The organism is Rhizobium sp. IY2 (assembly GCF_047532935.1).
GTDB lineage: Bacteria > Pseudomonadota > Alphaproteobacteria > Rhizobiales > Rhizobiaceae > Rhizobium > Rhizobium anhuiense.
The window spans coordinates 1,350,723-1,376,371 of the sequence record NZ_JBLKNU010000001.1 but is presented as its reverse complement, the minus strand read 5'-3'; the positions used below and the strand labels follow the sequence as shown (position 1 = coordinate 1,376,371).

Here is a 25,649-nt window from a genome sequence, read left to right as displayed (position 1 = left end):
TGTGATTTCTGCTGAAACCCGCCCTTGCGCGAAAGCGTGGGGCGGGTTTCGCTTTGCCTGAAAGTGCCCTGATGCGCGTAGACCTTTTCGATTTCGACCTGCCTGATGAACGCATCGCGTTGCGGCCCGCCGAGCCGCGCGACAGCGCGCGGCTGCTCGTCGTCGATCCGAATGTGGAAACCATCCGGGATTATCGCGTCGGCGATCTGCCGTCTTTTCTGCGGCCCGGTGACGCGCTCGTCTTCAACGACACCAAGGTTATTCCGGCCCAGCTCGAGGGCATTCGCCATCGAGAGGGTGCTGGCGGCCAGCAGGTGTCGGCGACGCTGCACATGCGTATCGGCGCCAACAAATGGAAGGCTTTCGCCAAGCCCGGCAAGCGCATCAAGGAAGGCGACCGCATCGCCTTCGGCCATAGCGGCGAAAGCTGCATGATCGGCTCGCTTGACGCGACGGTGGAAGAAAAGGGCGAGGCCGGCGAAGTGACACTGGCCTTCGATCTCTCAGGCCCCGCACTGGACGAAGCGATTGCCAGCGTCGGTCACATACCGCTGCCGCCCTATATCGCCGCCAAGCGGCCGGAGGATGAACGCGATCGCGCCGACTATCAGACCATCTATGCGCGGGAGGAGGGCGCTGTCGCAGCCCCCACGGCCGGCCTGCATTTTACACCCGCTTTGTTCGAGGCGCTCGACAAGGCCGGTGTCGAACGCCATTTCGTGACGCTGCATGTCGGGGCCGGCACCTTCCTGCCCGTCAAGGCCGATGATACCGCCGATCACAAAATGCATCTCGAAAGCGGTTATGTCGGCGCCGAAACCGCCGCCCGGCTGAACGCCGTCAAGCAAAGAGGGGGACGCATCATTTGCGTCGGCACCACCTCACTGCGGCTGATCGAGAGCGCGACGCAAGACAGTGGCGAAATCCGCGCCTGGAGCGGCGCCACCGGCATTTTCATCACGCCGGGTTACCGCTTCAAGGCCGTCGACATGCTGATGACCAATTTCCACCTGCCGCGCTCGACGCTCTTCATGCTGGTCTCGGCCTTTTCAGGCCTCGACACCATGCGCGCCGCCTATGACCACGCCATCCAGACGGGCTACCGCTTCTATTCCTATGGCGATGCCAGCCTTCTCTTCCGGAAAGATTAGATGACCGACCGCTTCCAATTCACGCTTGACAAAACCGATGCCGGCGCCCGCCTCGGTAAGATCTCTATGCCGCGCGGCGAGATCCGCACGCCGGCCTTCATGCCGGTTGGCACCGTCGGCACGGTCAAAGCCATGTATCTCGACCAGGTGCGCGAGACCGGCGCCGACATCATCCTCGGCAATACCTATCACCTGATGCTGCGCCCGACGGCCGAGCGCGTCGCCCGCCTTGGCGGCCTGCATAAGCTCATCCGTTGGGAACATCCGATCCTGACCGACTCCGGCGGTTTCCAGGTCATGTCGCTGTCCGGCCTGCGCAAGCTCGACGAACAGGGCGTCACCTTCAAGTCGCATGTCGACGGCAGCCTGCATCACATGTCGCCGGAGCGCTCCATAGAAATTCAGGGGCTGCTCGGTTCCGACATCCAGATGCAGCTCGACGAATGCGTGGCGCTGCCGGCCGAGCCGAAGGAGATCGAGCGCGCCATGGAAATGTCACTGCGCTGGGCCGAACGCTGCCGGGTGGCCTTCGGCGAGCAGCCCGGCAAGGCGATGTTCGGCATCGTTCAGGGCGGCGACATCCCGGCGCTGCGCATCCGTTCGGCCGAGGCGTTGAGCCAGCTCGACCTCAAGGGCTATGCGATCGGCGGCCTCGCCGTCGGCGAGCCGCAGGATGTCATGCTGCAGATGCTGGAAACGACGCTGCCGGTCCTTCCTCTGGAAAAGCCGCGTTACCTCATGGGTGTCGGCACGCCGGATGATATTCTGAAATCGATTGCGCGCGGCATCGACATGTTCGACTGCGTCATGCCGACCCGCTCCGGCCGCCATGGCCTGGCCTTTACCCGCCGTGGCAAGGTCAACATCCGCAATGCCCGCCATGCCGAAGATATGCGCCCGCTCGACGAACAGTCGAACTGCCCGGCCTCACGCGATTATTCACGGGCCTATCTGCACCATCTCGTCCGCTCCAACGAGGCGCTCGGCGGCATGCTGCTCTCCTGGAACAATCTCGCCTATTACCAGGAACTGATGCAGGGCATCCGCAAGGCGATCGCCGAAGGCCGCTTCGCCGATTTCATGGCGGAAACGCAGGAGGAATGGGCAAGAGGCGATCTCCAGCCCGTGTGATCCCGATCAAACCTGTTTGATCCCGATCGAACCTGTTTGATTCAATCCAACGAGGTTGGATCGATCGGGATCAAATACCCTTGCTGTCCGCATCTGGGATGATCTGCACGCCGTTGATCCGGTAGCTGCCATCCGGCTGGCGGGTGATCTGGTAGATCGCCGTCCAGTCTTTGCCATCGCGGCCTGAAATCAGTACTTCGTGATAGATCAGCGCGCCGTTGTCGATCGAGCGGCTGCGGCCGAAGGCGTAGTTGCCGGGATGATAGACCGGCTCGTAGCTCTTCTTCACCATGGCGAAGAACAGATTCTTGTCGGGATACATCGCCCGGATGCCGGGAGCGGCGAAGGAATAGGCGGTCTCGGCATCGTCCTTGAGGAAGGCCTTGATCTGTTTCTCGATCATCGTCCGCGTCGTGTCGATCGGGTCTTCGGCGCGGGCCGAGACGATGGAGAGGAGGGACGCGGCACACAGAATAAGAACTGCGAAGAAGGCGCGCATGGGTTGATCTCCAGCTCTATCGGAGAATAATCCCCGATAGAGCAGAAGTGTAGGCGATTTCCAAAGCAATGCCAGCAAAAGTGCGCAGCGGTTTTGCGTCCGGAATTGCGTAAAACAAAAAATAAGAGCGGTTCTGTGCTTCCATGAAAACTGAACCGGCCTACCGCAAGCAAAACAGACTTTACGACCAGCGCCGGAAGAGGGCGCTGGCGTTCACTCCACCGAAGCCGAAACCATTGGTGATCGCATAGTCCATGGTGAGCGGCCGCGCCGTCTTGCCGACGATATCGATGCCGTCGGCGGCCGGATCAGCCTCATCCAGGTTGCGGGTCGGCGGCGCGATCTGGTCGCGCAGCGCCAGGATGGTGAAGATCGCCTCCAGCCCGCCGGCAGCCCCGAGCAGGTGGCCGGTCGCTGATTTCGTCGCGCTGACGGCAATGCCGCCATTGCGGCCGAAGACCGTGCCGATCGCGGCGATCTCGCCCCTGTCACCGACCGGTGTCGAGGTCGCATGCGCGTTCAGGTGTTTGACGTCGGAAGCGGCGATCTTCGCTTGGCGGAGCGCGGCCTCCATCGCCCGGCGGGCACCGTCGCCGTCTTCGGGGCCCGAGGTCATATGGTAGGCGTCCGCCGCCGTACCGTAGCCGACGAGTTCGGCGAGTGGTGTGGCGCCGCGGGCAAGCGCGTGCTCCAGCGTTTCGATGACCAGAATGCCGGCGCCTTCGCCCATGACGAAACCATCGCGCGCCGTGTCGAAGGGCCGTGACGCAAGCTCCGGCGTTTCGTTGAAGCCGGTGGAAAGGGCACGCGCGGCGGCAAAGCCGCCGAGGCTCACCTTGTCGATACAGGCTTCGGCACCGCCGCAGATCGCCACATCCGCTTCGCCGGAGCGGATCAGCCGCGCCGCGTCGCCGATTGCCTGGACGCTGGCGGCGCACGCCGTCACCGGAGCGCCGAGCGGCCCCTTGAAGCCGTAACGGATGCTGACCTGGCCGGCGGCGAGGTTGACGAGGAAGGAGGGCACGGTGAAAGGCGACAGGCGCCGGACGCCGCGCGTCTCGCCGATCCGCACCGCTTCGGCGATCGCCGGAAAGCCGCCGACGCCCGACGCGATGATCGTCGCGGTGCGTTCACGCTCGCCCTCGTCGGTCGGCATCCAGCCGGCCTGCTTGACCGCTTCCTCCGTCGCCGCCATGGCGAAATGGATGAAGCGGTCCATCTTTTTCTGGTCCTTGGGCGGGATGTATCGGTCGGGATCGAAGCCGGCTTGCGCATCCTCGGCAATGCCGGGAACGATACCGCCGACCTTGGCCGCGAGCTCGCCAACGATGTCTTCCGCCAATACCCTCAGTCCTGAACCGCCATCGAGAAGGCGTTTCCAGGCGGGCTCGATGCCGGTGCCGAGTGGCGAGACAAGTCCCATGCCGGTGACAACGATGCGGTCCATTCCATTCTCCTTCTATGCGTCGATGCCGAGATACCAGGCGCGCATGCGGGTGATCCGCTCATGCGCTTCGTTATCGGCGGCGGGACCTGCAAGCAGGCTGGTATTTTCGGGTGTCACTTGTTCGCCGGTGCGCGCATCGACCAGCATCGTCTGGCGCTCTTTGCCGGAAGCGGCATCGCCCAAGAGAAAGGCGAGGTCCTCCTCCGGAATGTGCCGGCTTCCCCAGGAAAACAGCGTCATCAGGACTGGAAAGAAATCGCGGCCCTTTTCCGTCAGCCGATATTCGTAGCGGGCAGGGCGCTGATGGTAGAGCCGTCGTTCGAACAGGCCCTGATCCGTCAGGTGTTTCAGCCGCCGCGTCAGGATGTTCGGCGCCACGCCGAGGCTCTTCTGGAATTCGTCGAAGCGCGACAGTCCCTGGAAGGCGTCGCGCAGGATCAGGATGCTCCACCAGTCGCCGACGCTCTCGAGCGCGCGTGCCGCCGGGCATCTGAAATCACTGAAGCTTGTTCGCTGCATGGCGACGTCACTACATCAGTGACTATCATCATGCAAGTTACTATCGGGACTCGCGCTCGAAAATCCGGGCGAGCACCATGCCGGTGACGAGCATGCCGACTGCCACGAAGATCGTATCGCCCGGCGAGCCGATATAAAGCGGCCCGATATTGGCAAAGAGCAGGAAGGCGATGAGGAAATTCACCCAGCCCCAGACGACATTGGCTGTCGGCGAACCGAGCTTTGCGAATGGAGTGCGGAAGGGCCGGCCGCTGACGCCGTTGACGAAATGCGGGATGCCATTGGTCAGAAAGGCCGCGGCGATGAAATGGGCGATATACGCGATCCAGGGCAAAGGCTTCTCCGGTGCTGCGAGTGGCATTGACGGAGGAATGTGGCCGGGAATCTCCTGCCGGCAAGAGGAGGCTAAGCATGTCGCACAAAAGCGTGCAGCGGTTTTTGCGGCAACGACATGCGTAAAAACCAAGAGCTAAAGCGCGAGGCGCGACGTTGAAAGATCGCGACGCGCTTTAGAAACATAAGTGGTGCCGCAGCCCGCCGCCGAATAGCGACGGGCCTGGCCGGGTCAGATCAGCATGAAATCCTTGAAGTGAAGCGCCGGGGAATTGTCGAGATCGGCGACATGGATTGCCGCACCCGCGGCACTTCCATCCGCATCAAAGGATAGAATGCCGCTGGTCTGGTCGTAGATCAGTCTATCGTCAGCTTCGAGTGCTTTGGTGCCGACGACGAAATTCTCATCCGAAAATCTCGATAGGCTGAGTGCGGCGAAAATCGAATGGTCGAGCAGCAGCTTGTCGCCGGCCGCCGAGGAGAAATCCCGGATCTTGTCGATGCTCACATTGTCGGGCTTAACGTCGAAAACGAAGGAATCGGCCCCTCCGCCGCCGGTCAGAATGTCTGCGCCGGCTTTGCCGATCAGCTTGTCGTTGCCGAGTCCGCCGCTCATCTGGTCGGCCCCCTTGCCGCCGTTGAGACTGTTGCTGCCGTCGTTGCCGGTCAGCAGGTTGGACGTGTTGTTGCCCGTCGCGCTGAGATTGGCCGTTCCGGTCAAGGCAAGGTTTTCGATCGTTCCGGCCGTGCGCTTCAGATCGGCCAGGCTGAAGGAAGTCGAAGCCTTGATGGTGTCCTTGCCGGATGCCCCTGTTTCATCGGCAAAATCGCCGGCATTGTCGACCATATAGGTGTCATTGCCGGCGCGGCCCGACATGCGGTCGGCACCAGTGCTTCCGTCAAGAATATTGTTGCCGGAATTGCCGGTGAGAACATTCGCCAGGCCATTCCCGGTGCCGTTCAGATTGGCGGTGCCGGTCAGCGTCAGGTTCTCGACGTTTCCGATCGTATGCGCCGTATCCTTGAGGCTGAAGCTGATCGACGACATGACGGTATCCGTCCCGCCGCCCCGGCTTTCGTCGACGATTTGAGCGGAGTTGCTGACGGTGAATATGTCGTTGCCGGTGCCGCCATAGATATGGTTGGGTGCCGGCGGCGGCGTGCTGGTGATGCCGCCTTCGATGTCGATGATTACGGGATGATCGACGACATTAGCCGTCAGGGACGAGACGTTGCTGAGGCTTTTGATCGCCGTCGTCCCGGTCAGCGGGTCGAAGACCTTCACGGAGCCGAACGAGGCGCCGAGATTGACTTTGACGGCTGTATTGGCAGCCTGAATGGCCGTATCGGTGGACTGGTTCCAGATATCGGGCTCGTTCCAGAGGATGATCTGGTAGCTTCCGTCCGATTTTTCCGCAAGCAGGCTGCGGGCCGAGGACGGCAGCCCGTCGATCGAATAGTTGAGCGCTCCGGTGCTGAAGCTCGCCTTCTGAGCGCCGTCATCCGCAAGGATTTCGGTCAGATTGTGGATCGCCGTCGCAGCCGGCTTGGCCGAATAGTCGAGATGAAAAAGGCCGAAATGCTTTTCCTGATTGGTGCCCTGCGGATCGGAATAGGCGTCTAGCAATTCGTAGATGAACGTGTTTTTCGATCCGAGTGCCGCGCCGTCCATCAGCGTATTGAGCAGGAGCTTGGCCTGCGTCGCTTCGTTGACGCCTTCCCAGCCGCCATTGGTGTCGGCGGTCAGCGACGTATGGTAACCGGTCTCGGTGATCGCAAGCGGCTTGCCCGGATCGGCAGCGCGCTGAACGCCGGATTCTCGGGAAAGCCATGAATATGGCTGGTCGCCATCCTTCGCATAGGTGTGGATCGTCGTGTAGTCGGACGCGGAAGCGACCGTATATCCGGTAAAGCTGAAGACCGGGATGTCCTTCAACAACGGATCGGCGTTGACGGCGGCAGACAGGTCCTTCTGATAGGCGACCGCTGCGGCCTGGCCGCTCAGGCCGTGATAGCTGACCGGCCAGTTATTGACTTCGTTCGGGCCTTCGATGCCGACGACCGATCCGGGATGGGCCTGCGCGAAATCATGCAACCGCTGGACCACGGTGGCGGGGTCGACTTCCCGCTGTGCGCTGAAGACGAATTGCACGCCGGCCTTGGCCGCGTCGCCGAGATGCGTTTGGCCGTTGGGATCGGAAGCGGAGTTGGGGGCGTGATCGCGGACTGTATCGAGGCCAAGATAGTCGAGTGCCTTAACAACTTCTCCGACATCGGAATATTTTCCGTCGGTGTAGTCGATATGTGTATCAATTCCAAAGGAGCGAATAATATCGTTTATTCTAACGGCTTGAGCCATAAGTTTTTCTCCCGGTTTACGAGGGAATTGGCGATGGGAATGAATCCCCATTTGTTGAAACCAATTCGATTTAATACACGAGGAGGGTCGTGCGGCGATGACTCGTTATCCATGATATATTGTCCCGAATGTGGCTCGCTTCGGATTGTATTTATTATGAAATCTGCGCTTGCATTTTTTCGTCCGGCCAACTGATCATGCCCGAGCGGGACGGCCCATAGGCAGAGCCTGGTGAAATCCGACATGGTTTTGGAGGATCCGATGACCGTCGATGTTCAATTCCGGTTTCGCAGCGGCTTGCCATCGATGGCGTTCGGCGATGTCCGTCTCTGCGGCAGTTGGGACGAGCAAGGCCGCGTCTCGCATGAGTGGACATCTGTTTCGATGCGGCCTTCCCGTGATGAGGATGGTTATGATGTCTTCGTCGCCGATGTATCGTTTCGTGACGCCGGGATCGGCACGCATTTCCGCTGGGGGGTCGAGCTGGATCGGCCTGATGCTTCCGGCCTATGGGCGATCGCCGCCGAATTGGACGACGAGGTCTCGACGCGTCGCGAACGCTCCTTCGACCTCCACCCGGACCTGGCGCCGCAGACCTATTATCTGACGTGGATCGGCCGTCTGGGGGCGAATCGAATTGAGCGGCGCAACAGTGCCGACGGCATTCGCTTCGCGGTCTGGGCGCCGAACGCCAGGGCGGTTTCGCTTGTCCTGGCCGATCCGGCCATCGGCTACATCGCCGACGACGGCACCGGTGCAGTCGCAACCATCGCGATGCGCAAGACCGTCGACGGCTTCTGGACCGTCGAAACCGGCGATGATGACGGCCTTGCCGATTTCGACGGCATGGTCGGCACCCCCTATATGTACCGCATCACGAAGGATGACGGATCGCTCGTCTACCGCACGGATATCTGGTCGCTCATGCAGATCGGCGCGGGGGACTTCGATCCGGATGGGGCGGTCTATCACGGATCGCCGGCGTCATTGGACGGACCGCAGAGCTGTTCGGTCGTCTGCGACCCGAAGCGGGTGGTACTGCCATCGGGAGAGGAGCTTACCGCCGAGGCCTTCTGGGCCGACGAATTCGCCGGCGGCCAAAAGATTCCCGATCGGCTCGAGGATCTGGTGATCTATGAACTGCATGTCGGCGCCCTCGGTTTCGGCAAGCCCGCGCCCGGTACGCTCGATGATGCCGTCGCCTTCGTCGAACATCTCGCAGCGCTCGGCGTCAACGCGGTGGAACTGCTGCCGATTGCGGAATTCGAGACCCGGGCCAACTGGGGCTACGGCACCTCGCATTTCTTTGCCGCCGATCAAGGGGCCGGCGGCACCGACCGGCTGAAGATGTTCATCAAGACCTGCCACCAGCGCGGCATCGCCGTCATCCTCGATGTCTGTTACAACCACTTCGATCCGGATGGCGAGCGGGCGCAATGGGCCTATGATTCCAACGATCACACCCGCAATATCTACTATTGGTACGAGGGACGGCCCGGCGATTACGCCGATCCCACGGGCGGCTACATCGACAACATCTCGACGGGATGGGCGCCGCGCTTCCATGAGGAAGCCGTGCGCCAGCTTTTCATCTCCAGCGCCGCCTTTTTCGTCTCCGTCTGCCATATCGACGGTTTCCGGCTCGATCAGACGAGTTCGATCCATCAATATCCGGTTCTGCATGCCGATGGCCGGCGCGCCGATCGGGCCGCCGCCTTCGGCGCCAAATTCCTGAAGCAATGGACCCGCACGATGCGGCTCATCAAGCCGCAGCTTTTCCTGACGGCCGAGGATTATTCGGACTGGTCGGCGATGACCGAGCCAAGCCTGACCGGCGACGGGCTCGGCTGCGATGCGACCTGGTATGGTGACTTTCATCACAATCTCGTCGAATATCACGGCGGTGCGCAGGCGCAGCTGTTGAAGAATGCCGGCTTCGGGGACCAGCGGGCGCTGACCATGTCGTCTCTTGCCGGCGCTTTGCAGACAAGCGCGCACTCCAAGGTAGTCTATAACCAGTCGCACGACGATTGCGGCAATCGTGAAGGATCGGCGCGAACCGCTGTGATCGCGGTCAATTTCGCGCCTGTTGTCGGTGAGACCAGGACGTGGGCGGAGGCGAGATCGAGGTTCGCGGCGGCGATGACGCTGCTATCGCCGGGGACGCCGATGTTTTTCATGGGCGAGGAAATCGGTGCCCTGAAGCCCTATCGCTACAATGATTTCCTCGCCAACCGGGAGAATATTCTCGGCGCAGCCGATGGCCACGGGGCAGGGATGATCAGCTGCTATCGCGATCTGATAGCGCTCAGTGTCGGAGAGGCAGCCATTCGCTCGCGCAACATCGCCATTCCCCTGGTTCACGACGAAAATCGGGTGATCGCCTTTCATCGCTGGAACGACGGCGAGGATTTCCTCGTCGTGGGCTCGCTGAACGATGCTCCCTTCGAACACGGCTACCGGTTGCACAGCGACCGCTTGGGAGATGACCTCTGGGAGGAGGTCTTCAACAGCGATTCTCGCAGATATGGCGGCTGGAACGTCGGTAACAGCGGCGGAAGGCTCCGAGCCACGGCGGGAGTGCTCGATCCCGTGCTGCCGGCGTCAGGCGTTCTGGTCTTTCGCAGGCTGTGACAAGTGCACGCCGGCAACGGTCAAGCAAAGCCGAGCGGCAGATTTTCCAGTTTCCTGTCATTGCCGTAGTCGCGCTCATGCGGCGAGCGACGACGGCCGTCGCGGCGAACGGAAAGATCGATCCGGTTTTCGGCGAAGATCCCATCGGGCCAGGTGCCGGTGTCATGGCAATCGGCGTCGATTTTGGGGGCAAGGATTTTCAGGATCATTGGGGTTCCTCCACGGCGCAGCATCAACACTCGGAAAGGCCGCTTCGTTCCATTTATAAAACCCGAATTATTAATAAATTAACCATAATCGCCAGGCGAGAACCAGTCATCGCCTGATGTTGACCTGACGTTGAAATGATTGGCCCATGGAACTCCGGATGTTGATCGCCGTTGATGTCAATGAACACAGGAGGTTCCGATGCAGTTGATCGATACGCGAGTGACACAGGCCGGCGACATCTTCACCGTCGAATTCTTGGGCGAAGGCGGAGAATCGATTTCCGTCAAAATCGACAGCTCCCATGGCGAGCTTGATGATGCGACGGCGGTCGACCACGCCAAGGTCATGATGGTTCAGCTGACCAGCTTTGCCGGCGGCGAGCCGGACGGCAGCATCAACCGTTACGATGCCTTGAGCAACGGCAATTTTGACGAAGGCAGCAAGGGTCTGATCGGCCAGCCGAGCGCGCGTTCGGCTGGGGACAGCGAGACGCTGGAGGAGGAGTTGAACGAGGGCCTTGAAGACAGCTTCCCTGCAAGCGACCCTGTCTCGGCAACGGTATCGTCCATCCCAGCCAACGCACCACGGCATTGATTTCACCGCAATCTCAATCCCAAATGCTGGCCAAGGCTGCCCCGGTTCCTGCGGGCAGCTTTTTCTTGCATGACAAATTGATGTCAAAACTGAAAAACAGCTGAAAACAGCAGATGTCTGATTGACATGGGAGCCTTCTAGAGAGGGCCCGAGAAGGAAGCGCGGGTGACGCGCTTCCGACGTCTCGGAGATGCGCCCATGAAGATGATTCAGACATGAAAATCATTCAGATCACCGACACCCATTTCAGTCCCGACAAGCCGCATTTCAACGGCAACTGGGCGCCGCTTCTGAGCTGGATCGAAGAGACCGGCGCCGACCTGATCGTCCATACCGGCGATCTCACCGTCGACGGCGCCGACAAGGACGCCGACATCACCTTCTCGATGGACCTGATGCGCCAGGTGTCGATCCCGATGCTGATCGTCCCCGGTAATCACGATGTCGGCCATCTCCAAGGATCGGACCAGCCGGTCAATGCCGAGCGGCTCGCCCGCTGGCGCAGCCTTGCTGGCCCCGACCGTTGGCTGGAGGATACGGCCGGCTGGCGCCTCATCGGCTTGAACGCGCTGCTTCTCGGCCATGAGGATGACGAGGAGGACGCCCAGTTCGAATGGCTCGATCAGGCGCTTTCCGACAGGGCAGGGCGGCGCGTGGCGCTGTTTGCACACAAGCCGCTGTTCGTCGATGCGCCCGACGAGGGCGATACCGGCTATTGGAGCGTTCGCCCGGTCCAGCGCCGGCGGCTCTATGATCTCATCGCTTCCCATGACGTGGCACTGTTTGCGAGCGGCCATCTCCACTGGGCTTGGCAGGGGCGCTTTAACAACACCCAGCTGACATGGGGTCCATCGGCCGCCTTCATCATCGACAAGATGGAGCGGGAGATGCCGGGTGAACGTCTGATCGGCGCCGTCATCCATGAGTTCGATACTTCAGTCGAAAGCACGATTGTCGCCGTTCCCGGCATGACCGCCCATGTGCTCGACGACGTCGTTCATGAGGTCTATCCCCAGGCGGTCAAGCAGCGGGAACCGGTCGAATGAGCGCGCTCTCGCTTCGCGGCATCACCAAGGCTTTCGCCGGCAACCAGATCCTCGATGGCGTCAGCCTGGATATTGCGGCCGGCGAATTCATCGCGCTAGTCGGCCCCTCCGGCTGCGGCAAGAGCACGCTGCTGCGCGTTCTGGCTGGCCTCGACCATGCCGACCGCGGCGAGATCCTGATCGGCGGGCGCGACATGTCCGGCGTCGCAGCCGCCGACCGCAACATCGCCATGGTCTTTCAGTCCTACGCGCTCTATCCGCATCTGACGGCGTCTGAGAATATCGCCGTGCCTCTGGCGATGCGCCGGCTGTCGAGGATGCAGCGGCTGCCCTTCATCGGCTCGCTGATGCCCGGCCAGCGCGCCACCCGCGTGAAGATCGCCCGCGACGTCAGGGAGATGGCGACGTCGCTGAAGATCGACCACCTTCTCGACCGCAAGCCCGGCCAGATGTCCGGCGGCCAGCGTCAGCGCGTGGCGCTTGCCCGCGCCATGGTGCGCCAGCCGAACATCTTCCTGATGGACGAGCCGCTGTCCAACCTCGACGCCAATCTGCGCGTCCACGCCCGCGGCGAGATCGTCGACCTGCATCGCCGAGCCGGCGTGCCGACGCTCTATGTCACCCACGATCAGGCGGAAGCGCTGTCGATGGCCGACCGTGTCGCTGTGATGATGGGCGGAAAATTGCTGCAGATAGCAAGCCCCGAAGTCATCTACGACGATCCCGCCCATATCGAAGTCGCCCGCTTCATCGGCCAGCCGCGCATCAATCTGCTGCCGGCCTTTGCCGAAGGCGGCGTCATTCTCTGCGGCGGCCTGCGGCTTATGCTCGACAATGCGCCGGACAGGAAGATGCCGGTCACGATCGCCATTCGCCCCGAATTCGTCTTTCTGTCCAGGAGCCGGCATGATGGACTTGCCGCCCGGATCGAACGCGTCGAATTCCTGGGCTCCGAAGTCATCCTCCATTGCCGGCTCGAAGCGATCAGCGAGACCATCATCGCCAAGGTTCAACCGTCCGAAGCCGCAGGCCTTGCCGCCGGTGATGCCGTCGGGCTGCGGCTCTCGCCCGGCCGGACGCTGATCTTTGCCGAGGATGGCAGCCGGCTGGCCGGCAGCGTTGCCACGGGTGATGCCGGGCTCACCGCAGGTGATGCCGGGCTCGGCTCTGCCGATGCCGGGCTCGGCTCCGCCGATGCCGGGCTGATGGCGGGCCACTCTCAATGGGAGAGGGCGCATGGCTAGCGTCGTCTCGATGGCTGCGCCACATGATTCCGCCGCTGCGCATCGGCGCAGCGAGGCCCAGATCGCCTGGATGCTGGTGCTGCCGGCGATGATCCTGCTGTTCCTCTTCGTGCTCTTGCCGGTTGCATCTGTGATCGTGCTCGGCTTCACCGATTTCGAACTCGGCTTCGGCAAGTTCCGTTTCGTCGGCTTCGAGAATTATGCGCACCTGATCACCGACCGCACCTTTCGCAAGTCGCTGTGGAATACGACGGTCTATACGGCGATCGTCGCCCCCGTCTCGATCCTTCTCGGCCTCGGCATTGCCATGCTGATCGAGAGCGAAACCGCGGCGCGCAGCTTCTTCCGCACCGCCTATTTCCTGCCGGTCGCCTCGCTGATCGTCGCCATGGCGACCGTCTGGCAATATATGTTCCACCCCACAATCGGCCCGATCAATGCGCTGCTGGCCCTTGTCGGGCTTCCCGGTCCGAACTGGTTGGGCAGCTCCGGCACCGTGCTTTACAGCCTCTCGATCATCGGCGTCTGGCAATCGGCCGGCTTCAACATGGTGCTGTTCCTGGCCGGACTGACGGCGATCCCGCGTGAGCTTTACGCCGCCGCCGAAGTGGATGGCGCCAGATCCTCCTTCGACCGCTTCCTGCTGGTGACCTGGCCGATGCTCGGGCCGACGACGCTCTTCGTCATCACCATCAGCATCACCAATGCGGTCAAGGTCTTTGAGACGGTCAAGACCCTGACCGACGGCGGCCCCAACAAGGCGTCGGAAGTGCTGCTCTTTACCATCTACCAGGAAGGCTTCGTCTATCTGCGCGTTGGGTATGCCTCGGCGATGACGGTGGTCTTCCTGCTGATCCTGGTGGTGCTGATGTTCCTGCAGTATCGCGTCCTCGATCGCCGGGTGCATTACACATGATGACCAGCGCTTTTTCCCTCGGCAGGATCATCCGCCTGACCCTGCTCTCACTGGGCGCGATCGTCTTTCTGTCGCCCTACGCCTTCATGATCTCGACGGCTGGCAAGGCACAGAGCGATATCTTCACCTCGTCGCTATCGCTCATCCCGGCGCATCTCACCTATGTCGAGAATTTTGCCAAGGCCTTGAGCCGGGTGCCGATGGCGCGGCTCTTGTGGAACGGCGTCGTCGTCTGCGGGCTGATCTTCTTCTTCCAGGTGCTGGTGGCGATCCCCTGCGCCTACGCCATGGCGAAGCTGCGCTTTGGTGCCGCCCGCGCCATGATGGTGCTGGTCATGCTCGGCCTGCTGGTGCCGATCCATGCGACCGCGCTGCCGCTCTATGTCGCCTTCGACCGCGCTTCGCTGCTCAACAGCTATGCCGCCCTGGTCGCGCCCTTCACCATTTCGGTCTTCGCGATCTTCATGTTCCTGCAGTTCTTCCGCGCCATGCCGGATGATCTCATCCATGCCGCCCGTCTCGACGGCATGTCGGAAATCGGGATCGTTGCCCGCGTCATCGTGCCGAATGCCTGGCCGGCGGTCACCGCCTTTGCCATCTTCTCGGTCGTTGCCCATTGGAACGATCTCTACTGGCCGCTGATCGTCATCAGCAAGCAGGACTACGCCACGCCGCCGCTGGGCCTGATGTATTTCCGCGCCGCAGAGGCCGGCGACGACTACGGCGCACTGATGGCGGCGACCCTCATGATTACCCTTCCCCTCGTCGCCGCCTTCCTGCTTGCGCAGAAGCGTTTCGTCGAGGGCATCACCATGACCGGACTCAAAGGCTGACCGGTTTCAACCCAGGAGAACGAGCGATGAAACATATCACCCAGATTCTCGCCGCAGCGGCCGTATCCTTGGCAATCGCGCTTCCCGCGCATGCCGAGACGACGCTGACGGTTCACTACCCGATGCCGGGCTTCTTCAAGGACGTGATGGACACGATCTCGAAGAAATTCATGGTAGAAAACCCCGATATCAAGATCCAGTTCGCCAGCCCCTCGGCCACCTATGAAGAAGGCATCCAGACGATCCTTCGTCAGGTCGGCACCAGCGAAATGCCCGATATCACCTTCATCGGCCTCAACCGCCTGCGCATGCTTGACGAACGCGACGTCGCCGTCGACCTCGGTCCGCTCGTCAAGAAGGACGGCAACATGGCCGAGCAAGGCTTCTCCGACACGATCCTCAAGCTCGCCCAAGTCAAGGGCAAGCAGGTGGGGCTGGCTTTCGCGACCTCCAACCCGATCATGTATTACAACGCCGATCTCGTGAAGGCGGCTGGCGGTAACCCCGACAATCCGCCGAAGACCTGGGATGAGGTCATCGCGCTCGGCGGCAAGATCAAGGCGCTCGGCAACGGTGTCGACGGCATCGATTTCCGCTGGCAGGGCGACGACTGGATGTTTTCGGCTCTCCTCTTCGGCGCCGGCGGCAAGATGCTGAGCGATGACGAAAGCAAGGTTGCCTTCAACGGTCCGGAAGGTCAGAAGGCCGTCGAAGTCCTGCATCGCTTGGTCACCGAGGGCGGCATGCCTGTCTTCACCAAGCCCGCAGGCGAACAGGCTTTCGCAGCCGGCAAGGTCGGTTTCGAATTCCAGACGACGGGCGCGCTGCGCAACACGATCAAGAATGTCGGCAACAAGTTCGATCTGCGCACTGCCAGGATCCCGCTGATCGATTCGGTGAACGGCCGCCTGCCGACGGGCGGCAACGCCGTCGTCATCCTGACGCATGACGCCGCCAAGCAGGATGCTGCCTGGAAGTTCGCTAAATTCGCCGCCGGCCCCTACGGTGCTTCCGTCGTCGTGCCTGGCACCGGTTATGTTCCGAACAATGAGCTTGCCGCGAAGTCACCCGAATATCTCGGCGATTTCTACAAGCAGAACCCGCTGTTCCAGGCCGGCCTCAGCCAGATGCCGGTGATGATCCCCTGGTATGCCTTCCCCGGCTCGAACGGCGTCAAGGTCACGCAGACGATCGTCGACAACCTGTCGCGCATCGTCGACCAGTCGGCCGAGCCGAAGGAAGCGCTCGACGACGCGGCCGCTGACGTCGAGGACATGCTGCCGCGCAGCTGATCTCCTATCTCACCAGGCATAGGGCAGGGGTCGCCATGCCGAGCGCGTGGCGGCCTCTTCTTTTCCCTAGCTTCTCAGATGGCGCGCACCGTGCCGCCGCGGCGTAGCGTATAGGCGACGTCGAGATGACGGGCAGGGGCGGCATTCTCCGCCATGTCGAGGAGCAGCGAGGCGGCCGTCGCCCCCATGCTGGCATCCGGCATTTCGATCGTCGTCAGCGGCGGATCGATCAGCCGGCCGATGGCGATGCCGTCGAAGCCGGCGACCGAAACATCGCCCGGCACCGAGAGCCCTTCGCGCTTCAGCGCGCCGATGACGCCGAGCGCCAGAAGATCGTTCGAGGCGATGATCGCCGTCGGCGCAAGCGAGTTCATCGGCATGCCGAGATCGAGCTGGTCAAAACCGTTGACGAAGGGGATCTGCATCACATCGAGCGCTGTCAGCCCGCTCTCGGCCATGGCGTCGAGATAACCCCGGTAGCGAAGATGTGCGCGGTCGGAGGCAGCGAAATTGCCGGAAAGAAACAGAATGCGGCGATGACCCATGCCGATCAGGAACGCCGTGATCTCGCGGCCGGCGCCGCGATTGTCGGCGGTGACAGCCGCCGGAAATTGCGCCGTCGGCAGGTTGTTGAGCAGCACGGTCGGCGGCAGCCTGGCAAGCAGCGCCTGGCTGGTCGAGGGATCGCAGACGGTGAGGATCAGCCCGGTCGGCCGGTCGTTCAGGAGGGCTGCCACGGCATCGGCCTCGCGCGCCGGATCGTAATTCGACTGGGCGATCAAGACGCCGTGGCCGGCCACCAGCATGCGGTTCTGGATGCTCGACAACGACGAGGCAAAGACCGGATTGGTGATGCTCGGGATCAGCACGCCGACCACGGGCCTGCGGCCAAGCCTGCCGGCGGAGTGATAACCGAGTTCGGCGGCCGCACGGCGCACTTTGCGCACCATCAGGTCGCTCGCCGGTCCGTTGCGGTTGAGAACACGGCTTGCGGTCGCCAGCGAGCAGCCTGCCCGGAATGCGACCTGCTCCAACGTCGCCATGAAAGCGCCTCCTGGTAACCTCATCAAGGCGCAATCCTTTAAGTGGGTTCAATGACATTGGTCTGACGCTCGGCCGGAATTGTCTCCTTCTTATCCATTCGCGCACATGGACGTTGATGCGAAATGCAACCTGTGGAATAGTCGAATCGACGCTATCTACCCTTTTCCTGCTCATCACCTGGACAAGAATGTCTCACAAACAAATGGAATGCTCCACGGCGCGGTGGTTTCTCGCGGCGGTCTGCCTTGCTGCAAACTTCGCGTTGCCAGCCTATGCGGACACCCCATCCGAGCCTTGGCCGCAAACGCAAAGCGACCTGCAAGCCGAGACTGGCGTGCATTTCGGCACGCTCGCCAACGGCATGCGGTTTGCGATCATGCGCAACGTCACGCCGCCCGGACAGGCCGCGATCCGCTTTCGCATCGGCGCCGGCTCGCTCGAGGAAAACGACAACCAGCAGGGTCTGGCGCATTTTCTCGAGCACATGGCCTTCAAGGGTTCGACGCATGTCGCCGAAGGCGAGATGATCCGTATCTTGCAGCGCAAGGGCCTGGCCTTTGGACCGGACACCAACGCCCATACCTCTTATGACGAGACTGTCTATGCGCTCGATTTGCCCGAGGTCGATGCGGACACAGTTTCGACGGGCCTGATGCTGATGCGGGAAACGGCGAGCGAGCTGACCCTCGATGCCGGAGCTTTCGATCGCGAACGCGGCGTCATCCTGTCGGAAGAGCGGCTGCGCGATACACCGCAGTCTCGCGCAGCGCTCGGAATCATGAATTCGTTGCTCGCCGGCCAGCGCGCGACCATGCGCGTGCCGATCGGCAAAGCCGACATCATCAGCAATGCGCCGGTAGACCTCGTCCGTGATTATTACCGGGCCAACTACCGACCCGATCGGGCAACGTTGATCGTAGTGGGCGATATCGACCCGGCCGCCATGGAAACCGAAATCCGGCAGCGCTTCGGCGACTGGAAGGCCGTGGGGCCGGCGCCGGCAAAACCGGATCTTGGCACACTGGCGGCGAAAGGCGAAAGTGCCGAGGTGATCACTGTTCCCGGCGGCATGACGAGCATACAGGTCGCCTGGACGCGTCCCTATGACGCCGCGCCTGATACCTCTGCCAGGCGCCGCGCCGAGCTTATTGAAGATCTCGGGCTCCTGGTGCTCAAACGGCGGGTGAGCGCTATCGCCAGCAAGGCGGATGCCCCTTTCATCAGCGCGGGCGTCGGCTCCCAGGATCTCCTCGATTCCGCGCATGTCGTCCTGGTCTCGGCAAATTCCGAGGCGGACAAATGGCAGGCAGCGCTCACGGCCATCGACCAGGAACAGCGTCGTATCCAAAAATTCGGCGTTGAAAAGGCGGAGATCGATCGCGAAATCCGCGAATATCGCTTGGCCCTGCAAGCCGCCGCGGACGGAGCCGCGACGCGCGCGACCACCGACATCGCCTCGGCGCTGGCTGGCAGCGTCGACGACGATCAAGTCTTCACCTCGCCTGCCCAAGACCTCTCGCTGTTCGAGACGATAACGAAGGGCGTCACGATGGCCGAGGTCAATCAAGCCCTTCAGCGTGCTTTCTCCGGCAACGGTCCGCAGGTCGTGCTGCAGACGCCCCAATCACCGCAGGGCGGAGCCGACACGGTTCGGCAAGTCTATGACGCGTCAAATGCCATTGCCGTCTCGGCGCCATCCGGTGCTGCTGACGTCGCCTGGCCCTACACCCATTTCGGCGAGCCGGGCGCAGTGGTCGAACGCCGCGCAGTCGAAGACCTCGGCTTGACCATGGTGCGCTTTTCCAACGGCGTGCGGCTGACCGTTAAGCCGACCAAGCTGCGTGCCAACGAAGTGCTGGTGCGCGAAGATATCGGCCGCGGTCGGCTGGATTTGCCGCGCGACCGTTCCCTCGCGACCTGGGCATCTCCGGCCGTCGTGCTGTCCGGCGTGAAGGCCATGGATTACGAGGATATACAGAAAGCGCTGACCGCCAACATCGTCGGCGTCGACTTCTCGGTCGGCGACAGCTCCTTCAGGTTCGACGGTCGTACACGGACTGAAGATCTTGCGACGCAGCTGCAGCTGATGACCGCCTACACCTCCGATCCAGCCTACCGTCCCGAGGCGTTCAAGCGTGTGCAGCAGGCCTATTTGAGTGGCCTCAATCAGTATGACGCGTCGCCCGGCGGCGTTGTCAGCCGCGATTTCGCAGGTCTCGTGCATTCCGGCGATCCGCGCTGGACCTTCCCCGACCGCGCGCAATTGTCCGCCGCCAAGCCGGACGATTTCGAGGCGCTGTTCCGGCCGATGGTTTCCAATGGCCCGATCGACATCACCATCGTCGGCGACGTAACGGTGGACGACGCAATCGGGCTGACGGCTGAAACCTTTGGCGCTTTGCCGCCGCGCCCGGAGACGGCGTCGAGCACCGATCGGGACGAGGTGCGTTTTCCGGCGACGACCGTAAAGCCCGTTTTGCAGGCCCATAGCGGCAGGGCAGACAATGCCGCCGCCGTCGTTGGAGCTCCCATCGGCGATCTGCTCTCCGATCTGCCGCGCTCCTTCACCGCCAATGTCGCCGTGCAGATTTTCCAGAACAGGCTGATCGACCAGTTTCGCATTGCAGAAGGCGCAAGCTATGCCGTGCAGGGCGACGTCGACCTGTCAAGGGAAGTCCCTGGCTATGGCTACGCCTATTTCTACGTCGAGACAGGCCCGGAAAAGGTCGCGCGCTTTTACGCCCTTGTCGACGAGATCGCCAATGATCTCAGATCGCAGGAGGTCTCCCCGGACGAGCTTGCGCGCGCCCGGGAACCCATCATTGAGACATTGAAGCATCAGCAGCAGAGCAATGAATATTGGCTCTCATATCTGCACCATGCTCAGACGGATTCGCGTCGTTTAGACCGGATACGCGATAGTCTCGGCGGCTACGACAAGGTCACCGCCGGCGATATCCGCGCATTTTCCACGGCCTATTTCGGCCCGGAAAAGTTCTGGAAATTCGAAGTGCTGCCGGCGGCGGTACGATAGGAAGGGAACACCGCTCAGGAACGGCGTTTGACCACGCGCATGTTCATCTCCGAGCGAAGAGTAAAACCCTGCGTTTTGTAGAGGGAAATGGCCGAGATATTCGCCGCATAGGCATGCAGATAGGCCGTGTCGCCGCTGGATGCGATTTCGCCGGCAACGAAACGGAAAAGCAGGGTGCCGAAACCGCGCCCCTGGAAATCGGGATGGGTGCAAAGCCCGCTGAGCTCGATGAAGCCGGTCTGCCGCATTCGCTGACCGGCCATGGCCACCAGGCGGCCTTCGCTTCTGATCCCCCAGAAGCTGCCGAGGCTCTGGGCCCGCAGGGTGAACGGCCCGGGTTTGGTCAATGTCGCCAAGGCCAGCATGTCGGCGGCGTCCGCCTCCGTCAGCGGCTCGATGCGAGAATCCGAAATTCGCCCTTGAGGCCGCTCGGCAACCATCTGCACCACCGATGCCTCGGCGACGACGGCTAGCCCCGCTGGGATGACGATCGGTCCGGCTTCAACGAGGATCATGCTCTCCTCCGACGCCGGCAGCGCCTCCAGCGCGTCGAGGCTCTCCGGCCTGTCGTCGGCAGACGCCGCGAAGGGGACGATCGACGGCGGGTATCGCCGCGCATTTTCATTGCCTTCCGCAAGATGGGAGTGCGCGCTCTCCAGCGCGCTCCAGATTGGACGGTCGAGAACATGTTTCATCGTGTTTTCTCCTTGGCGGGGCTCCGCTGTGCCAGCGGCGCCTCTGCAAGCCCGTCCTCGATGGCGGCGAGCTGTTCGAGAATCGGCCCGTCGAGATCGCCGCAGAGATCGGCGATGGCTGCCGCGACACGCGGCCAGACCGATATCTTCGAATAGTCGATGAGTTCCTGGCCCTTGTCGGTCAGCGAGACCAATCGGCGGCGCTGATCATCCGGCGCCGGCTGCATGTCGACGAAACCGAGTTCGAGAAGCTGGCCGGTGGTCCTCGTGGCGCCCGGCTGGGTAATGCCCACTGCCTGCGCCAGCTCGCCGACCGTCAGCGGGCCGGCCCGGTCGATCGCCGCCAGGAATGGGTATTGGCCCGCCTGGATGCCAAGGCCGATCTCGTCGATGATCTGCTGCGTATCTGCCTGCAACCTCTCGCCGATGCGCCTCAGACGGCTGCCCATGCACAGAAACCCGAGCGTTCGGACCACATCCTCGACCATGCCATTCCCCCATTTGTATCGATGGTTATATAACGTGTTATATATTTGCTCAACCTGCTAAATTGAGTGCAGGTGATCCATCGCAAAACCGGGCTGCTTGTGAGACGCCAAGCCCGCATTTGTGTCAAACCCAGTGGCTCGCTCAGCCCCGTCGCCTTTCCGCGATCAGAAGCACCGCCAATATGCAGCTGAGCAGGGCGAGGGACGATGGCAGCCCCTGATGGCCAATCCGTTGCATCGCCAGTCCTGTCGCGGGCGAGCCCACGATGCCGCCGATGCCCCATACCAAGGCGAAGGCGGCGTTACCGGCGATCAAGGCCTGGCCGGTGAAACGCTCGCCGAGCTGGATCAGCGACAGGGTATAGATCCCGAACGAGACGCCGCCCCAGGTGAAAACCAGCGGCCAGATGAGCCACGCATCGAAGACGAGCGGCAGCAAGAGGCAACTGGCCAGGCAAGTCAGGACGCAAAGCAACATGGTCCGTGTCGACCCGAACCGCTCGGCCACGCGCCCGAGCAGGATCTGCAGCGCGGCATTGCCTGCGATGAAGCAGGTGATCAGCGAAGCGATACGCTCCTCGCCGCTGCCCAGGGCGGCGCCATAGACCGCAAACAGCGAAAGCAGGATCTGCTCAAAGGCGGCGGCCGCGAAAACCGCAAACAACAGCAGCGGCGCCAGTGCGAAGAAGCCGCCGACGGATGTTGCCTTGCCTTCCTCAGGCGTGGCGGGCAGGCGCGGGGCGACCGCAAGCACGATCAGGCCGCAGAGGAGGAAGGCGGCGATGCCGATCATGAAGGGCGGCCAACCCTCAGTGCCGGCGAGGCCGAGCGACAGCGGGCCAATGGCGAAGCCACCCGAAACGATCGATGAATAGAGGCCCATGATGCGGCCTCGGCGTGGTGCTGGCGTGATGGAGATCAGCCAGGTTTCGCTGATCACGTAGAGCGGATTGGCGAAGAAGCCGAGCAGGAAGCGCAGCGGTATCCAGGCCCAGACGTCCTGTTTCCAGGCGATCGCGATCAGCGTGAGGGCGGCGAGGATCGAACACAGGATCGCCAGCCGCGCTCCGCCCACGCGCCGCGAAAGCGCCGGAATGAAGGGGGCCGACACAATGAAACCCAGCGGCGTCATCGCCGCCGACAGGCCAATCAGCCCGGATGTCGTTCCCTGTCGCTCCAGGATAAAACTGAGCAGCGGATAGGTCAGTCCCTGGGCCACGGCGAACACCGTGACGGTGGCGATAATGCCCGTCATCGCCGCCCATGGAATGCGGTCCGCGTGCGGTGATGTGATGCTTTCGGCAGTCATGCAGATTATCCTCGTCAGACCATAGGCTTTGAGGCTCCGGGAGCCTCGACGTCAAAGAGGATGAATTCTGCAGGACAGAGGGGAGCGTCGTACTTAAGTTTTTCCAAAAAGTTCTCAAAAACGTCCAAAGGGATTAAACAGGTCAGCGCCCAATTTCATCCCAACCGTAAACCCTCGGCACGACAGTTTCAGCCAGACATCATCAGGACCATCAGGAAATGACAGCTCCGCTTTCCTTTCTCGGCCTTCCCGATCGCCTCCCCAATGGACGTTTGCCCCGTGCGGTGATCTTTGCAGCCGCCCATGGCAGCACCTATCCCGGCAAGAACAGCAGCGGCTACGCCCTGGCCGCTGGTGCCATCCGCGCGGCGAGCCAGGACGATGCACCACTCCTTGAGCACTGGGATTTCGATCTCGGCGGCCCGCTGTTCGACGGCGGGCCGGTCTCATGCATCGATGCCGGCGACATCCAGACCATCCTGCATGACAATCCCGGCAACCGGGGCCGCATCGAGGCGAAGACGCGCGAGGTGCTGGCTTTGCAGGCGGTACCGATCCTGCTCGGTGGCGACTGTTCCGTGACCATTCCCTTCCTTGCCGGCTTTGCCGATCAAGGGCCTGTCTGGGTCCTGCAGATCGATGCCCATATCGACTGGCGCGACGAAGTGCATGGTGAACGCTACGGCTATTCAAGTCCGATGCGTCGGGCAAGCGAGATGCCGCATGTCGCCGGCATGGTGCAGGTCGGCCTGCGCAGCGTCGGCAGTGCGCGCCTCGCCGACATCGAGGCGGCGCAGCGCTATGGCAGCCGCTTCGTGACCGCCCGCGAGATCCACGCTCGAGGCGTCGAGGCCGCTCTTCAGTATATTCCGGAAGGAGCCCGGGTCGTCGTCACCCTCGATTGTGACAGCATCGATCCCAGTATCATGCCGGGCGTGGCGGCGCGTACCCCTGGCGGCCTCACTTACACCGAGGTGATCGATCTGATTGCCGGCCTCGGCAAGCGGGCTGAGATTGCGGGATTCGACCTTGTCGAACTCTATCCTCCCGCAGACGTTGACGGTCTGTCAGCCCTGACCGCCGCGCGCCTTCTGGTCAATGTCATCGGCGCCATCGTCCGGCAGGCTTGAAATCCAGCTTCCTCTGGCAGCAGGCCGTGCATTCGTTGCGTTTTGGATTCCAGGCAACCTTGCCCAGACGTCGCTCAGTCCCGGCCGGCGCTCGCGTCCTTGATGCCATGGTGGCTTAAGCGGACGAATAGTTCCATCCAAGCGTTAATGTCTCTAGGATGCGCCCCATGGGATCGCGCTTTGCCTTTGGTCCGTTCGTGCTTGATCCGGGGGCGGGAACGCTCCTTCGGAACGACGATCCCGTTGCCGTTGGCCATCGCGGGGTAAAGCTGCTTGAAGCACTTGTCAGGCGGCCCGGCGAAATCTTGGGGAAGGCCGAATTGATGGATGCGGCGTGGCCGGGCAGGGCGGTCGAGGAAGGCAATCTCACTGTCCAGATCGCGCAGTTGCGCAAGCTGCTCGGCCCGGCCGCCGATGGCGGTGAATGGATCGCCACGGTGCCGCGCGTCGGCTACCGCTTTGCAGGCGCCATCAATCATCTCGGCGGCGTGAAGCGAACACCTCTGCCGCTGCCCGACAAGCCATCGATCGCTGTGCTGCCCTTCGTCAATATCAGCAACGATCCCGAGCAGGAATCCTTTGCGGATGGGCTGACCGAGGACCTGATCACTGATCTCTCCAGGATGCCGGGCCTGTTCGTCATCGCCCGCAACTCGGCCTTTTCCTATAAGGGAAGGGCGATGGACGTGCGCGCCATCGCCGAGGAACTCGGGGTGCGCTACCTGCTGGAGGGGAGCGCAAGACGCGCCGCAGGGCAGGTGCGGATCAACGCTCAGTTGGTCGACGCGGTCAGTGGCGATCATCTATGGGCGGAACGCTTCGACCGCAGCCTGGACGATATCTTTGCCGTTCAGGACGAGGTCACCGGCAAGATCGTCGAGGCGCTGCTCGGCCGTCTGCGCGCGCCGCCGCCGCGCAACCGACCGAAGAACCTCGAGGCTTACGATCTCTGTGTGCGGGCGCGCAGGCTGATGGATGATTCACCGCAGACGGCGCGGGAAGCGCATCTGATGCTGATGCGTGCGATCTCGCTCGATCCGGACTATGCCGAGGCCTATCGCTGGCTCGCCATCAACCACTGGATGGGAGAGGTCCACAGCGGCGGACCAACGCAACCGACCCGCAGCCTTGCCTTGGAACTGGCACGCAAGGCTGTCGCAATCGACCCCAACGATGCCGGCTGTCGTTGGATCCTGGCCTACCTGTTGGCCTATGAGCGCAGCTTCGACGAGGCGGATGCGGAATTCGCCAAGGCGATCGAGCTCGATCCCAACGAGGCCGACACCTTTGCGGCGCTGTCCGACATCGCGGTTCTCGCCGGGCGGATCGGGGAGGGGCGTGAGCACATCGCCAAGGCCTTTCGGCTGAACCCGTTTCCGGCAAGCTGGTATTATCTGACGCTCGGCCAGGCGCAATATGCCGCCGGTGAGTACGAATCTGCCGTCGAGACGCTGCGCCGGGACGAGACCTATCGGACGAGCTCACGCCGTTTCCTGGCGGCAAGCCTTGCCCAGCTCGGCCGGCTCGACGAAGCGCGCGCCGAGGTCGAACTGTTCCTCGTCGCCAACCCGCATTTTTCAACCCGCCACTGGGCGGCGACCGAGCCCTTCCGCGACGCTCGTACGCTTGCGCATTTCATCGACGGCTATCGCAAGGCCGGTCTTCCGGAGTGACGCCGCGTGACTCAAACACGGCCGGCCAGCCATGCGAATATTCGCGTGGTCTCCTCGGATATGATAGG

Annotated in this window: 22 protein-coding genes; 12 read left to right on the top strand and 10 right to left on the bottom strand. The window is 62.2% G+C overall.

The genetic code is table 11. The features are described 5' to 3' along the window. Positions 1-71: 71 nt before the first annotated feature. Both queA and tgt read left to right on the top strand, forming a co-directional pair. Complete coding sequence (gene queA, locus ACMUVN_RS06720; RefSeq protein WP_028756880.1) at positions 72-1,151, top strand: tRNA preQ1(34) S-adenosylmethionine ribosyltransferase-isomerase QueA; 1,080 nt, start codon at positions 72-74, stop codon at positions 1,149-1,151. After that, on the top strand, positions 1,152-2,282 hold the full coding sequence (gene tgt / locus ACMUVN_RS06715; RefSeq protein ID WP_168333779.1) for a tRNA guanosine(34) transglycosylase Tgt: 1,131 nt from the start codon (positions 1,152-1,154) through the stop codon (positions 2,280-2,282). A gap of 70 nt (positions 2,283-2,352) precedes the next feature. On the opposite strand, the gene ACMUVN_RS06710 is transcribed toward tgt, so the two are convergent. From ACMUVN_RS06710 to ACMUVN_RS06690, 5 genes are all read right to left on the bottom strand, one after another. Beyond that, positions 2,353-2,781 carry a DUF4864 domain-containing protein gene (locus ACMUVN_RS06710; RefSeq protein ID WP_168333778.1) on the bottom strand — a complete coding sequence of 143 codons (429 nt, stop codon included), beginning with the start codon at positions 2,779-2,781 and terminating at the stop codon, positions 2,353-2,355. Between the two features lie 181 nt (positions 2,782-2,962). Continuing rightward, a complete protein-coding gene (fabF, locus tag ACMUVN_RS06705) occupies positions 2,963-4,228 on the bottom strand; it encodes a beta-ketoacyl-ACP synthase II (protein ID WP_414814932.1) in 1,266 nt (421 codons plus the stop codon). A gap of 12 nt (positions 4,229-4,240) precedes the next feature. Then, a complete protein-coding gene (locus ACMUVN_RS06700) occupies positions 4,241-4,747 on the bottom strand; it encodes a winged helix-turn-helix transcriptional regulator (protein ID WP_414814931.1) in 507 nt (168 codons plus the stop codon). Between the two features lie 40 nt (positions 4,748-4,787). Continuing rightward, positions 4,788-5,081, bottom strand: a complete 294-nt coding sequence (locus ACMUVN_RS06695; protein WP_414814930.1) for a hypothetical protein — start codon at positions 5,079-5,081, stop codon at positions 4,788-4,790. A 231-nt stretch (positions 5,082-5,312) separates the two neighbouring features. Next, positions 5,313-7,439, bottom strand: a complete 2,127-nt coding sequence (locus ACMUVN_RS06690) for a calcium-binding protein (protein ID WP_414814929.1) — start codon at positions 7,437-7,439, stop codon at positions 5,313-5,315. A gap of 261 nt (positions 7,440-7,700) precedes the next feature. Between ACMUVN_RS06690 and ACMUVN_RS06685 the strand changes: the two genes are divergently transcribed. Further along, positions 7,701-10,073: an alpha-amylase family glycosyl hydrolase gene (locus ACMUVN_RS06685; protein WP_414814928.1), complete on the top strand. Its 2,373-nt coding sequence runs from the start codon at positions 7,701-7,703 to the stop codon at positions 10,071-10,073. Positions 10,074-10,093: 20 nt separating this feature from the next. Here the strand turns inward: ACMUVN_RS06685 and ACMUVN_RS06680 are convergent, their stop codons facing one another. After that, the gene (locus ACMUVN_RS06680; protein ID WP_047615152.1) at positions 10,094-10,282 is read right to left on the bottom strand and encodes a hypothetical protein; all 189 of its coding nucleotides are present in this window, start codon (positions 10,280-10,282) and stop codon (positions 10,094-10,096) included. Between the two features lie 199 nt (positions 10,283-10,481). Between ACMUVN_RS06680 and ACMUVN_RS06675 the strand changes: the two genes are divergently transcribed. From ACMUVN_RS06675 to ACMUVN_RS06650, 6 genes are all read left to right on the top strand, one after another. Beyond that, entirely contained in the window at positions 10,482-10,877 is a 396-nt protein-coding gene (locus tag ACMUVN_RS06675; RefSeq protein WP_414814927.1) for a hypothetical protein, read from the top strand. Between the two features lie 215 nt (positions 10,878-11,092). Beyond that, the gene (locus tag ACMUVN_RS06670) at positions 11,093-11,923 is read left to right on the top strand and encodes a metallophosphoesterase family protein (protein ID WP_414814926.1); all 831 of its coding nucleotides are present in this window, start codon (positions 11,093-11,095) and stop codon (positions 11,921-11,923) included. Continuing rightward, the gene (locus ACMUVN_RS06665; protein WP_097544263.1) at positions 11,920-13,167 is read left to right on the top strand and encodes an ABC transporter ATP-binding protein; all 1,248 of its coding nucleotides are present in this window, start codon (positions 11,920-11,922) and stop codon (positions 13,165-13,167) included. The genes ACMUVN_RS06670 and ACMUVN_RS06665 overlap by 4 nt, the downstream gene beginning before the upstream one ends. Before the next feature lie 10 nt (positions 13,168-13,177). Beyond that, complete coding sequence (locus ACMUVN_RS06660) at positions 13,178-14,083, top strand: carbohydrate ABC transporter permease (protein ID WP_373289175.1); 906 nt, start codon at positions 13,178-13,180, stop codon at positions 14,081-14,083. Next, a complete protein-coding gene (locus tag ACMUVN_RS06655; protein WP_063475586.1) occupies positions 14,080-14,916 on the top strand; it encodes a carbohydrate ABC transporter permease in 837 nt (278 codons plus the stop codon). Before ACMUVN_RS06660 ends, ACMUVN_RS06655 begins: the two co-directional genes overlap by 4 nt. Before the next feature lie 26 nt (positions 14,917-14,942). Beyond that, positions 14,943-16,208 (top strand): ABC transporter substrate-binding protein, encoded by a 1,266-nt coding sequence (locus ACMUVN_RS06650; RefSeq protein WP_063475587.1) that lies wholly within the window; start codon positions 14,943-14,945, stop codon positions 16,206-16,208. Positions 16,209-16,282: 74 nt separating this feature from the next. Here ACMUVN_RS06650 and ACMUVN_RS06645 read toward each other — a convergent pair whose 3' ends face one another. Continuing rightward, a complete protein-coding gene (locus tag ACMUVN_RS06645) occupies positions 16,283-17,251 on the bottom strand; it encodes a substrate-binding domain-containing protein (RefSeq protein ID WP_097544265.1) in 969 nt (322 codons plus the stop codon). A 116-nt stretch (positions 17,252-17,367) separates the two neighbouring features. Between ACMUVN_RS06645 and ACMUVN_RS06640 the strand changes: the two genes are divergently transcribed. Continuing rightward, positions 17,368-20,286, top strand: coding sequence for a M16 family metallopeptidase (locus ACMUVN_RS06640; protein ID WP_168333770.1), 2,919 nt, complete (start codon positions 17,368-17,370; stop codon positions 20,284-20,286). Positions 20,287-20,300: 14 nt separating this feature from the next. Here the strand turns inward: ACMUVN_RS06640 and ACMUVN_RS06635 are convergent, their stop codons facing one another. The 3 genes from ACMUVN_RS06635 to ACMUVN_RS06625 form a co-directional block, all read right to left on the bottom strand. Continuing rightward, on the bottom strand, positions 20,301-20,981 hold the full coding sequence (locus ACMUVN_RS06635; protein ID WP_063475589.1) for a GNAT family N-acetyltransferase: 681 nt from the start codon (positions 20,979-20,981) through the stop codon (positions 20,301-20,303). Beyond that, positions 20,978-21,469, bottom strand: a complete 492-nt coding sequence (locus ACMUVN_RS06630; RefSeq protein WP_414814925.1) for a MarR family winged helix-turn-helix transcriptional regulator — start codon at positions 21,467-21,469, stop codon at positions 20,978-20,980. The genes ACMUVN_RS06635 and ACMUVN_RS06630 overlap by 4 nt, the downstream gene beginning before the upstream one ends. Before the next feature lie 142 nt (positions 21,470-21,611). Next, a complete protein-coding gene (locus ACMUVN_RS06625; protein WP_063475591.1) occupies positions 21,612-22,778 on the bottom strand; it encodes an MFS transporter in 1,167 nt (388 codons plus the stop codon). A 218-nt stretch (positions 22,779-22,996) separates the two neighbouring features. Between ACMUVN_RS06625 and ACMUVN_RS06620 the strand changes: the two genes are divergently transcribed. Both ACMUVN_RS06620 and ACMUVN_RS06615 read left to right on the top strand, forming a co-directional pair. Continuing rightward, positions 22,997-23,908, top strand: a complete 912-nt coding sequence (locus ACMUVN_RS06620) for an agmatinase (protein ID WP_063475592.1) — start codon at positions 22,997-22,999, stop codon at positions 23,906-23,908. A gap of 158 nt (positions 23,909-24,066) precedes the next feature. Beyond that, positions 24,067-25,581, top strand: coding sequence for a winged helix-turn-helix domain-containing tetratricopeptide repeat protein (locus ACMUVN_RS06615; RefSeq protein WP_063475593.1), 1,515 nt, complete (start codon positions 24,067-24,069; stop codon positions 25,579-25,581). Positions 25,582-25,649: the final 68 nt, after the last annotated feature.